Origin of the sequence: Erwinia sp. PPS120, from assembly GCF_047918655.1 — a bacterium.
In the GTDB taxonomy this organism is placed as follows: domain Bacteria; phylum Pseudomonadota; class Gammaproteobacteria; order Enterobacterales; family Enterobacteriaceae; genus Erwinia; species Erwinia tasmaniensis_A.
Map to the genome: position 1 here is coordinate 17768 of NZ_JBLREF010000005.1, position 11816 is coordinate 29583.

An 11816-nucleotide genomic window follows, 5' to 3' on the forward strand; every position below is an offset into this window, starting at 1 on the left:
GTATATACTGGTTTTTTAACCAGTAAAGAGCTGACGCCAGTTTTTAAAACAATTTTTTTGACCAGGCCAGTTTGGAACTTAGCGTATTGAAATAGTTATAATTTTGTGGGTGAATCAGATTAAGGTGGTCCTCATTTCTACGGATCAGCACGTCTTCGCCCTCCTGAATGGGCAGCGCGATCTGGCTGTCACAGCTGACTTCAAGGTCGCTTCGTCGATCCGAAAAGCGCAGGCGGATGGTGCTGCTGCTGTTAATCACCAGCGGGCGCGCAGAGAGCGTATGCGGGAACATTGGTACAATCGCGATGGCATCCAGCGACGGCGTTAAAATCGGCCCACCGGCGGAGAGAGAATATGCGGTAGATCCCGTAGGCGTAGAGATGATCAGGCCGTCGGAGCGCTGCGAAAACGCAAAGGTTTCGTCAATGTAGACTTCAAATTCAATCATATGGGCGACCTTGCCAGGGTGCAGCACCACTTCGTTGATGGCCGTACCAATGCGCGGCTCGCGCCCCTGACGACATACCTGCGCCTCCAGCAGGAAGCGGCTTTCGGTGATGTAATTCCCCTCCAGCACGTCGGCCAGCTGTTGCTGGGCGTTGTCCGGGTCCAGATCGGTCAAAAAACCCAGGTTACCGCGGTTAATGCCAATCACTTTGATATCGTAGCGGGCAAGGACGCGCGCGGCACCCAGCATATTTCCATCGCCGCCCACCACGACCGCCAGGTCAGCATTCTGACCGATCTCCGCCATGGTCCCCGTTTGCACATTCGTCAGGTTCAGCTCGCGGGCTATTTGTTCCTCGATAATCACCGCATAGCCTTTTGCCGTCAGCCAGCGACAGAGCATTTCATGCGTGGTCAGCGCGGTAGGATGGCGCGGATGGCCGACAATACCAATGCAGTGGAAAGGGGTGTTCATGATGCTGGCGTTCCTCATGAGGTAAACTACCTCAGACAATGTGACGGGTTCCCTTGAAACCGCAATTCTGATCCCCATAATAAGCGAACCAGCGAGAAGAATGTGCATAAACGCGGAGAAATTCATGAGTAGTAAAGAACAGAACACACCAAACGAGCAAGTCTCAGACGAAATTGAGATGGAGCAGGCACCACAGCAGGAAGACGGGACGGCAGAAGGCGTGGATCCGCGCGATGAACGCATTGCTGAGCTGGAAGCCCAGCTGGCGCAGGCGCAGGGCGGCGTGCGCGATGCGCAGGTTCGTGCGCAGGCAGAGATCGAAAACATCCGTCGCCGCGTAGAGCTGGATGTTGAAAAAGCGCACAAATTCGCGCTTGAGAAATTTGCTAACGAGCTGCTTCCGGTTATCGACAGCCTGGAACGCGCACTTGAAGTCTCTGACAAAGAGAATCCTGAACTGGCGGCCATGGTTGAAGGGATCGACCTGACGCTGAAGTCTCTGCTGGGTGCCGTACGTAAGTTCGGTGTGGAAGTGGTAGGCGAGGTGAACGTGCCGTTCAATCCTGAAATCCATCAGGCCATGTCGATGATTGAATCGGAAGAGGTGGCGCCTAATCACGTGCTGATGGTGATGCAGCGTGGCTACACGCTGAATGGTCGTCTGCTGCGTCCGGCCATGGTTGCAGTGGCAAAAGCCAAAGCGTAACCCCGGCGAAAAAGCCCTCTGATTGAGCGTGTCGGTCTTATCCGTTCGCGCTTTCTTCAGAGGGCTTTTTTTATCTGCCTATTCCGGCAGATGCGGCGTCCAGTCGATGGGACTTTCTCCGTGCTGTTCCAGCCACTGGTTGGCTTTAGAAAAATGCCCGCTGCCGAAGAAACCCCGGTGCGCGGAGAGAGGGGAAGGGTGGGGCGCCTGCAGCACATAGTGCCGCTGCCGGTCAATAATGCTGCCTTTCTTCTGCGCGTGCGATCCCCAAAGTAAAAACACTACGTCCTGGCGATGCGCATTAATCAGGGCTATCACCTTATCGGTAAAGGTTTCCCAGCCAAAGCGGGCGTGAGAGTGCGCCTGACCTGCCTCAACGGTTAACACCGTATTGAGCAGCAGCACCCCCTGACGCGCCCAGCTTTCGAGAAAACCGTGACTGGGGCGCTCAAAGCCGGGAATGTCCGCGACCAGCTCTTTATACATATTCACCAGCGAAGGGGGGACCGCCACGCCGGGCAGCACGGAAAAGGCCAGGCCATGAGCCTGATGAGGGCCGTGATAAGGATCCTGCCCAAGGATAACCACCTTCACATCGCCCAGCTCCGTCAGGCGAAAAGCGTTGAATACGTCTTTTTGCGGAGGATAAACCACTTTCCCCGCTGCACGTTCACTGGCGACCTTACGCAGCGTTTCAATGAAATAGGGCTGCTCTTTTTCCTGCGACAGTACGTCGTGCCAGGTCAGTTCATTGACCATTTCTCGCCTCCTTTAGTGTCTCTGTCGTCTAGCTTAACGCGTATCGGTACTGTGGCAAAATTAAAATAATTTTGAAAATTTACAAAAAAATATTAAATCCCGTCGGAGGCAAAGTTGCGGTAAATCATTAAGTTGAGAGAAGGCGGACCGCCAGGGCACAGGATTTATTGATATTGGTCAACATTACACCGACCGGAGACTGATATACAGAATGACTGAAGCTGAAATTTATCCTTTAACTCTGCGCTGTTGTCTGTCAGCGCCGCACTGCCTGGGAGGCAAATCATGATTACTGGAATTCAGATCACTAAAGCAAGCAACGCTACGTTAATTAACTCATTCTGGCTGCTGGATAGCGACAAAGATGAAGCGCGCTGCGTCTGCGCGAAAGCAGGCTACCGTGAAGACCAGATTGTTCCGGTCACCGACCTGGGTAAAATTGAGTACCGTGAAATTCCGCTTGAAGTTAAGCCTGAAGTCCGCGTAGAGGGCGGTCAGCATCTGAACGTTAATGTTCTTCGCCGTGAAACCCTGGAAGATGCGGTGAAGCATCCCGAAAAGTATCCACAGCTTACGATCCGCGTATCAGGATATGCCGTTCGCTTTAACTCGCTGACCCCTGAGCAGCAGCGTGATGTGATTACCCGTACCTTTACTGAAAGTCTCTAACGTCTTCGTAACGGGTAATAAAAAACCGCCTCATTGAGACGGTTTTTTTAACGCTTTATTCAGCGCTGTCGCCATTCACCGTACCGCTTGGCTTACGACGTTTACCAATATTTTTCGCATCGCGATGGCGTTTTTTCACGCGCGGCTTCGTCTCTTCGCTCTCTTTTTTCTCTTTGCGTTTCGCCAGCACTTTCTTAGACGGCTTACCGCCGAGTTTCTCGCTCGGCGGTCGGGTCGTTGGGCGGAGTTCATCAATGGTGCGCGCTTTCAGCGGCTCATTAATATAACGGCTGACCTTTCCGAGCAGGAGATTGTCGTGTGCCTCAACCAGCGAGATCGCCGTGCCTTTCTTACCTGCACGGCCCGTGCGGCCAATACGGTGCAGATAGATATCAGCGGTACGCGGCATATCGAAATTAAATACGTGGCTGACATCGTCAATATCAATGCCGCGGGCAGCGATGTCCGTCGCCACCATGACATTAACGCGCCCGTCCACGACGCGTTTGATCGCTTCGTTACGTTTGTACTGCTCAAGCTCGCCCTCAAGGTAGCTGGTATTGATACCGGCTTCGCGCAGCCAGCCACACAGCTCGTGAACGCGCTCGCGCTTGCGCACAAAGACCACGGAGCGGGTAACGTCGGTCTGCTTAAGCAGGTGGATTAGCAGCGCCGTTTTATGCTTGATATCATCGGCACGGTAGTACCACTGCAGAATTTTCTTACGTTCACGGCGGGCGGGATCGGCCTCAATCTCAACCGGCTCGTTAAGCAGGCGGTCGGAGAAGTCCTTGATCGCATCGCCTTCCAGCGTGGCAGAAAAAAGCAGGGTATGCTTGCGCCAGCGGGTTTCGGCAGAAATGGTTTCGATATCCTGCGCGAAGCCCATATCCAGCATACGGTCGGCTTCGTCGAGTATCAGGGTTTCCACCGCGCGGCAGTCGAAGTTTTCTTCTTTGATGTATTGCAGCAGGCGGCCAGTGGTAGCAACCACCACGTCCTGGTTCTCGCTGAACACTTCGGCATGGTTCATATAGGCCACGCCGCCGGTAATGGTGGCAATATCAAGATGGGTATATTTAGCCAGCTCGCGGGCCTGATCGGCCACCTGCATCGCCAGCTCACGCGTTGGCGTCACCACCAGAATACGCGGCGGGCCGGATTGCTTACGGGGAAAATCGAGCAAATGCTGTAGAGCAGGCAGCAAATATGCCGCTGTTTTGCCTGTACCTGTTGGTGCCGAACCCAGAACGTCGCGACCCTCCAGTGCAGGCGGGATCGCAGCGGCCTGGATAGCCGTAGGGCGTGTAAAGCCCTTGTCCTGCAAGGCTCTCAGCAGGCTTTCATCAAGTTCGAGTTCGGAAAAAGTGGTTACAGTCATGTTCTACCTCAGTTTGGGGCGCTGATTATAGACAGATTGGCCGCGATCTTCATCTGTTTGTGTGGCCTTTATGACTTTTCCTTACATCTGCTTTGTCCTATGCTAGCGCCGTTTCCACTTCAGGTCAGTCAAATGTCTCAGCATAAGGCGGTTTTGCGCGCCAATGGATTTACCTTTAAGCAATTTTTCGTCGCTCACGATCGCTGCGCGATGAAAGTCGGCACGGATGGCGTGCTTCTGGGCGCCTGGGCCCCGGTTGCAGGCGCCCGCAGGGTGCTGGATATCGGCACCGGCAGCGGCCTCATCGCGCTGATGCTGGCACAGCGAACCGGGCAGGAGACGATTATTGATGCGGTTGAACTGGACGAGCAGGCAGCCGGGCAGGCGCAGGAAAATGCGCAGGCCTCCCCCTGGGGCGAGCGCATTTATATCTGGCAGGATGATATCCGGCTGTGGGCGCAGCAGTGTGAGCACCGCTACAGTCTGATTGTCAGCAATCCCCCCTATTTTGTGCCGGGCGTTGACTGTGCCACGCCTGAACGGGCCGCCGCCCGCTATACCACGGGGCTCACTCACGATGTGTTGCTGGCTTGTGCGGAAAACCTGATAGCGGAAGAGGGCTTCTTCTGCGTGATCCTGCCCGCGGCCGCAGGCCAGGCGCTGGCCGATTTGGCGCAGCAGCGCGGCTGGCATCTGCGCTTTCGTACCGATATCTCCGATAACGATAATCGCCCGCCCAATCGCGTTATGCTGGCGCTGTCCCCCCGCGAGGGTGAGCAGTTTATTGACAGGATGACCATTCGCGGGCCGGACCAGCGCTATTCGGACGCGCACTGTAGCCTGACCCGGGATTTTTACCTTTACCGCTGATCGGGCGTCAGAATGGCAGGGGCGGCCACCGCCCGCGGGTGAGGATAATCCAGCTGATAGTGTCATACCGTCTGCCCCCGGCCGCTTCATTTCGGGGTCGAAAGCGCGCGCCACGAGATCATGCGGAGCGAGCTCCGCATGTAAATCAAAATCCGCATAAAGCCCACACCATTGGGGCACAGCGTGCTCCGCAAAAAAAACTTTTGACACCCTAAAGGAGCAGCGAAAGAACGGGAGGGGGTAGGCCGTTGAATAGCGGAGTTATTCAGCCGGGTATCCCATAGTAGGGCATGAATATTGCGAACAGCAGCGGATTGCCGAGATTATAAGGTGAAAAAGCCAGCCTGTTGGGGTACTCTGCGGCGTTAACAAGAGTTTGCGTCACCAGGCGTAGAAGCTGAGAAAACAGTGGCTGCTTAAACCAGACAGAAATCATAAAAATGCGTACCGGACACTCTTCTTCGCCCAGCGTGATCACAAAAATAACAGCGTATGGAACTTAACTCATGATCATCACTCTAAGCGCAGGCTTGCTCAAAAAATATGAGTTGTTGCGGGTAGTTCGTCAATGCGTTGGAAAAGATTGGGGGAGACATTACCTCAGATGAGCGAGCAGTTAGCAGATCAAGTTCTCGTCGAGCGCGTACAGAAAGGCGATCAGAAGTCATTTAATCTCCTGGTGGTTCGCTACCAGCATAAAGTGGCCAGCCTGGTTTCCCGCTATGTCCCCTCGGGAGACGTGCCTGACGTTGTTCAGGAATCGTTTATAAAAGCGTATCGAGCGCTGGATTCATTCCGGGGCGACAGCGCATTTTATACCTGGCTCTATCGGATTGCCGTTAACACGGCTAAAAATTACCTGGTTGCTCAGGGGCGTCGTCCACCCGCTAGTGATGTGGACGCAATTGATGCGGAAAACTTTGAAAGTGCCGGCGCACTGAAAGAAATTTCGAACCCTGAGAACTTAATGTTGTCGGATGAATTGAAGCAGGTAGTTTTTCGTACCATTGAGACACTTCCCGAAGACTTACGTATGGCTATTACGCTAAGGGAACTGGATGGCCTGAGCTATGAAGAGATAGCCAGCATCATGGAGTGTCCGGTCGGTACGGTGCGGTCCCGGATTTTCCGCGCCCGCGAAGCTATCGACAATAAAATTCAACCGCTTATCCAACGCTAGCAATAGCGGATACAGGAAGGTATAAGGCATGCAGAAAGAACAACTTTCCGCTTTAATGGACGGGGAAACTTTGGATAACGAAGTTTTGTCAGCCTTGTCTAACGACGCCACGCTCCAGAAAAACTGGGAAAGCTATCACCTGATTCGCGATACCCTGCGTGGCGATCTTGCGCCGGTGATGCATTTTGATATCGCCGACCGTGTCGCAGCGGCCCTCGAGCTTGAGCCGCGTAACAAAACGACGCCGCTTATTCCTGAAGCGCAGCCCAAACCGGAGCGCTACGAGAATATGCCATTCTGGCATAAAGTGCGCCCCTGGGCGGCACAGATTACTCAGGTTGGTGTGGCTGCCTGTGTTTCACTGGCGGTGATTGTGGGTGTGCAGCATTACAACCAGCCACAAAATGGTCAGACGGAATCGGATGCACCGGCGTTTAACACCCTGCCGATGATGGGTCAGGCCTCGCCGGTAAGCCTGGGTGTACCCTCTGAGAGCGATGCGATGAGCAGCGCACCACAGCGCGTACAGGAACAGCGTCGCCGCGTTAATGCGATGCTCCAGGATTACGAACTGCAGCGCCGTCTGCATTCCGGCCAGGCTCAATTTGAACAAAACCCTGCGCAGCAGGCGGCCGTTCAGGTTCCTGGTAACCAGTCGTTAGGAATTCAGCAGCAGTAATGAAGCAACTTTGGTGTGCCGTCAGCCTTATGGCTGGCAGCCTGATGTACTCCTCAGTCGCCCCGGCGGAAACCACCTCCGGGGCGCTTCTGCAACAAATGGAGCAGGCCAGCCAGTCTCTTAATTACGAACTCGCCTACATCAACGTTTCCAGGCTCGGGATTGAATCTCTGCGCTACCGTCATGCTGTGCTGAACGATAAAGTCTACGCTCAGCTATTACAGATGGATGGCCCCCGGCGCGAAGTTATCCAGCGCGGCAAAGAAGTCAGCTACTTCGAGCCGGGTCTGGAACCCTTCACCCTAACCAGCGATCATATTGTTGATTCACTTCCCTCGCTGGTGTTTGCCGATTTTCAGCAGGTTGCGGAGAACTACGATTTTGTGCCAGTTGGGCGTGCACGCATTGCCGATCAGCTGTGCGAAGTCGTGCGCATCGTGGCGCGAGACGGAACCCGCTACAGCTATATCGTCTGGCTGGACAGCGAAACAAAGCTGCCCCTGCGTATCGATCTTCTCGACCATGATGGTGAAACCCTTGAACAATATCGTGTTGTCAGCTTTGCAGTGGACGATGGGGTGCGCAGAATGATGCAGGGGTTGGAAAAAGCCAACATGCCCCCTTCATTCTCGATGCCGGTGGCTGAAAAAGTGACGTTTAACTGGAAGCCCGGCTGGATACCTGCCGGAATGAAAGAGCTGACGGAAAGCCGTCGACGCATTCCGGCGCTGAACAAGCTGGTGGATTCACGGCTCTATTCAGACGGCCTGTTCACCTTTTCCATCAACGTGAGCGCGGCCGATAAAAATAGCGTTCCGCAGCTATTGCGCACAGGTCGCCGTACGGTGCAGACTGAAATACGCGATAATACTGAAATTACCCTTGTGGGCGAAATTCCCCCCTCAACGGCTAAGCGTATTACTGACGGCGTTATATTAGGAGCTGCACGATGATGAGAGAATGGGCCACGGTCGTTTCGTGGAAGGACGGCATAGCCACGCTTCATTCGGAAATGAAAACCTCCTGTAGCAGCTGTTCAGCCCGTAAGGGCTGCGGAAGCCAGGTGCTGAATAAGCTGGGGCCAAAAAATGCGCATGTGATGACGATTGCAAGCAGCGAGCCGCTTATTGCGGGTCAGCGCATTGAGCTGGGTATTGCTGAAAAAAGCCTGCTTAGCTCAGCCCTGCTGGTCTATATGACGCCGCTGGTGGGTTTGTTTCTGGTGGCCGGCCTGTTTCAAATGCTGTTTCACAGCGATTTGGCCGCAGCGGCGGGCGCACTGCTGGGCGGAACAGGCGGTTTTATTATCGCCAAAGGCGTCTCGGTTTATTTGGGTAAATCGGCCTCCTTCCAGCCCGTCATTTTGAGCATCGCATTACCTCCCGATGCCCTGCGTGTTGAAACCTAATCCTAATCCTGCTTCGGTCCACCGTCAGCTGGCACCCTTCACAGGAAGCCAGTATCTGCCTACTCCCCATTTTCAGTTCTCTGCGACTTTCGCTGATCCTGTGCACAATCTGTGGCGTCGTGATATGCGCTCCAGCCCTGACTGTGCCAGCCAGCGCCTGCCGCATAATATCAGGCAGAGTAAATAATTTGATGAAGCGCTATGTATGTGAATTCTTTCGTGGCAGGGGCGAACAGTGTAAGATGCGTGCTCATTGATGGCGGGTGCATTGCGTGAAGTGTCCAGTGTTATGTTCACCGCAAGAACTAAACCGAACGTTTAAGCGAAAATATTCATATAAATGAAGCATATAAGAAACTTTTCTATCATCGCTCATATCGACCATGGCAAATCCACGCTATCCGATCGTTTAATTCAGATTTGTGGCGGCCTGACCGAACGTGAAATGGCGGCGCAGGTTCTGGATTCTATGGATTTAGAGCGCGAACGCGGCATTACCATCAAGGCGCAGAGCGTTACGCTCGACTATCACGCGCCGGACGGTGAAACTTACCAGCTCAATTTTATCGACACGCCGGGCCACGTGGACTTCTCTTATGAAGTTTCCCGCTCGCTGGCAGCCTGTGAAGGCGCTCTGCTGGTGGTTGACGCCGGGCAGGGTGTGGAAGCACAGACTCTGGCCAACTGCTACACGGCGATGGAAATGGATCTGGAAGTTGTACCGGTGCTGAATAAGATCGATCTGCCTGCGGCCGATCCCGATCGCGTATCCCAGGAAATCGAAGACATCGTGGGGATTGATGCCACCGATGCCGTTCGCTGCTCTGCGAAAACCGGCGTGGGCGTACCCGACGTGCTGGAGCGCCTGGTGCGAGACATTCCGCCACCGGAAGGCGACCCGGATGGACCGCTGCAAGCCCTGATTATCGACTCATGGTTCGATAACTATCTGGGCGTGGTATCGCTGATCCGCGTTAAAAACGGCACCCTGCGCAAGGGCGAGAAAGTTAAAGTAATGAGTACCGGGCAGAGCTACAACGCTGACCGCCTGGGTATTTTCACGCCAAAACGCGTCGATCGCGACGTGCTGAAGTGTGGTGAAGTAGGCTGGCTGGTCTGCGCCATTAAGGACATCCTGGGCGCTCCGGTGGGCGATACGCTGACGCTGGCACGTAATCCCGCCGATAAGTCGCTACCGGGCTTTAAGAAAGTGAAGCCGCAGGTCTACGCCGGGCTGTTTCCCATTAGCTCAGACGACTACGAAGCCTTCCGCGATGCGCTGGGCAAGCTGAGCCTCAATGACGCCTCGTTGTTCTACGAGCCAGAAAGTTCGACGGCACTGGGTTTCGGATTCCGCTGTGGTTTCCTTGGCCTGCTGCATATGGAGATTATTCAGGAGCGTCTGGAGCGTGAATACGATCTCGATCTGATTACCACCGCACCGACCGTCGTGTACGAAGTGATCACCACGTCGGGTGAGACGGTTTATGTAGACAGCCCATCCAAGCTGCCGCCGCTGAATAATATTGAAGAGCTGCGCGAGCCTATTGCGGAATGTCATATGCTGATGCCACAGGAATACCTGGGCAACGTGATTACCCTGTGTATTGAGAAACGCGGCGTACAGACCAATATGGTCTATCACGGTAACCAGGTCGCGCTGACCTATGACATCCCCATGGCGGAAGTGGTACTCGACTTCTTCGATCGTCTCAAGTCGACGTCACGCGGTTACGCCTCACTGGATTATAACTTCAAGCGTTTCCAGGCCTCTGACATGGTACGCGTAGACGTGCTGATTAACAGCGAACGCGTCGATGCGCTGGCGCTGATCACCCACCGTGATAATGCACCCTATCGTGGACGTGACCTGGTGGAGAAAATGAAGGAGCTTATTCCGCGTCAGCAGTTTGATATTGCAATTCAGGCGGCGATTGGTAACCACATCATTGCCCGCTCTACCGTGAAGCAGCTGCGTAAAAACGTCCTGGCTAAATGCTACGGCGGGGATGTGAGCCGTAAGAAAAAGCTGCTGCAGAAACAGAAAGACGGTAAGAAACGCATGAAGCAGGTCGGTAACGTTGAACTGCCTCAGGAAGCGTTCCTTGCCATTCTCCATGTCGGTAAAGACAGCAAATAGAGCCTGCGGGCTTTGAGGGAAGTGGAATGGCAAATATGTTCGCCCTGATTCTGGCGATTGCAACCTTACTCACCGGCATTGTCTGGTGTATTGATAAGTTTAAGTGGGCACCGGCCCGCAGGGCAAAGCTGGCACAGTCAGACGCTGCAACGGGCACGCCGGAGCAGATTAAAGCGGCGAAGCAGCCCGGCTGGGTGGAAACCACTGCATCGGTATTCCCGGTGCTGCTGCTGGTGTTCGTGGTGCGTTCATTTATCTACGAACCCTTCCAGATCCCTTCAGGTTCGATGATGCCAACGCTTTTGATCGGGGACTTTATCCTGGTTGAAAAATTCGCCTACGGTATCAAAGACCCGATTACGCAAACTACGCTGATCCCGACCGGGCATCCGAAACGTGGCGATATCGCGGTGTTTAAATACCCTAAGGATCCGAGCCTGGACTATATCAAACGCGTAGTGGGGCTACCTGGGGATCGGGTCAGTTACGATCCGCAGAGCAAAACGGTGAGCATTAATCCGGCCTGTGCAGGCCAGTCCTGTGAAAAAGCGCTGCCGGTAACCTACTCCAACGTGAAGCCGAGCGATTTTATTCAGACCTTCAGCGGTTTTGACGGCAACGAAGTGGGCAATGGTTTCTATCAGGTGCCGCAGGGCGAATCCATGCGCGGCGGACTGCGTCTGGCTACCCGCAATGAAACGCTGGGCGACGTCACGCACGCGATTTTGCTGGTCACCCAGGCGCCAGGTCAGGCAAGCTCGTACTATCAGCAGCCGGGTCAGCCGCAGTCGACGTGGGTGGTACCGCAGGGTATGTATTTCATGATGGGCGACAACCGCGACAACAGCGCAGACAGCCGCTACTGGGGCTTTGTTCCCGAGCGTAATCTGGTTGGTAAAGCGACCACCATCTGGATGAGCTTTAAGAAGCAGGAAGGTGAATGGCCAACTGGCGTTCGCCTGAGCCGCATTGGCGGTATTCACTGATGCTGACCCTCGGGTAGCATTACTTGGGCGGGTGAGTGCCTGTTGGCATTCACCCTGCACACGAAACAGTCCCGTGTTGGCGCGTCCAGCCCTGTTCCGTGTGCAGAATAATTGAC

General features: G+C 54.4%; 12 protein-coding genes. 9 read left to right on the top strand and 3 right to left on the bottom strand.

Annotated elements, in window-relative coordinates:
• Positions 1 to 43 precede the first annotated feature (43 nt).
• Positions 44 to 922 (bottom strand): NAD(+) kinase, encoded by an 879-nt coding sequence (gene nadK, locus ACLRGG_RS02590; protein ID WP_416248288.1) that lies wholly within the window; start codon positions 920 to 922, stop codon positions 44 to 46.
• Positions 923 to 1046: 124 nt separating this feature from the next.
• Here nadK and grpE point away from each other — a divergent pair, with 124 nt between their 5' ends.
• Positions 1047 to 1628, top strand: a complete 582-nt coding sequence (gene grpE, locus ACLRGG_RS02595) for a nucleotide exchange factor GrpE (RefSeq protein ID WP_416248289.1) — start codon at positions 1047 to 1049, stop codon at positions 1626 to 1628.
• Between the two features lie 78 nt (positions 1629 to 1706).
• On the opposite strand, the gene ung is transcribed toward grpE, so the two are convergent.
• Positions 1707 to 2387 carry a uracil-DNA glycosylase gene (gene ung / locus ACLRGG_RS02600; protein WP_416248290.1) on the bottom strand — a complete coding sequence of 227 codons (681 nt, stop codon included), beginning with the start codon at positions 2385 to 2387 and terminating at the stop codon, positions 1707 to 1709.
• A gap of 285 nt (positions 2388 to 2672) precedes the next feature.
• On the opposite strand from ung, the gene grcA reads away from it, so the two are divergent.
• Positions 2673 to 3056: an autonomous glycyl radical cofactor GrcA gene (grcA, locus tag ACLRGG_RS02605; RefSeq protein ID WP_416248291.1), complete on the top strand. Its 384-nt coding sequence runs from the start codon at positions 2673 to 2675 to the stop codon at positions 3054 to 3056.
• A gap of 55 nt (positions 3057 to 3111) precedes the next feature.
• Here grcA and srmB read toward each other — a convergent pair whose 3' ends face one another.
• Positions 3112 to 4437, bottom strand: a complete 1326-nt coding sequence (srmB, locus tag ACLRGG_RS02610; protein ID WP_416248292.1) for an ATP-dependent RNA helicase SrmB — start codon at positions 4435 to 4437, stop codon at positions 3112 to 3114.
• Positions 4438 to 4569: 132 nt separating this feature from the next.
• Between srmB and trmN the strand changes: the two genes are divergently transcribed.
• The 7 genes from trmN (at position 4570) to lepB (ending at position 11700) form a co-directional block, all read left to right on the top strand.
• On the top strand, positions 4570 to 5307 hold the full coding sequence (gene trmN, locus ACLRGG_RS02615) for a tRNA(1)(Val) (adenine(37)-N(6))-methyltransferase TrmN (protein ID WP_416248293.1): 738 nt from the start codon (positions 4570 to 4572) through the stop codon (positions 5305 to 5307).
• A 604-nt stretch (positions 5308 to 5911) separates the two neighbouring features.
• On the top strand, positions 5912 to 6487 hold the full coding sequence (gene rpoE / locus ACLRGG_RS02620) for an RNA polymerase sigma factor RpoE (RefSeq protein ID WP_416248294.1): 576 nt from the start codon (positions 5912 to 5914) through the stop codon (positions 6485 to 6487).
• A 28-nt stretch (positions 6488 to 6515) separates the two neighbouring features.
• Positions 6516 to 7166 carry an anti-sigma-E factor RseA gene (gene rseA, locus ACLRGG_RS02625; RefSeq protein ID WP_416248295.1) on the top strand — a complete coding sequence of 217 codons (651 nt, stop codon included), beginning with the start codon at positions 6516 to 6518 and terminating at the stop codon, positions 7164 to 7166.
• Entirely contained in the window at positions 7166 to 8119 is a 954-nt protein-coding gene (gene rseB, locus ACLRGG_RS02630; RefSeq protein WP_416248296.1) for a sigma-E factor regulatory protein RseB, read from the top strand. The genes rseA and rseB overlap by 1 nt, the downstream gene beginning before the upstream one ends.
• On the top strand, positions 8116 to 8574 hold the full coding sequence (gene rseC, locus ACLRGG_RS02635) for a SoxR-reducing system protein RseC (RefSeq protein WP_416248297.1): 459 nt from the start codon (positions 8116 to 8118) through the stop codon (positions 8572 to 8574). The genes rseB and rseC overlap by 4 nt, the downstream gene beginning before the upstream one ends.
• 340 nt (positions 8575 to 8914) lie before the next feature.
• On the top strand, positions 8915 to 10714 hold the full coding sequence (gene lepA, locus ACLRGG_RS02640) for a translation elongation factor 4 (protein WP_416248298.1): 1800 nt from the start codon (positions 8915 to 8917) through the stop codon (positions 10712 to 10714).
• Positions 10715 to 10740: 26 nt separating this feature from the next.
• A complete protein-coding gene (lepB, locus tag ACLRGG_RS02645) occupies positions 10741 to 11700 on the top strand; it encodes a signal peptidase I (RefSeq protein WP_416248299.1) in 960 nt (319 codons plus the stop codon).
• Positions 11701 to 11816: the final 116 nt, after the last annotated feature.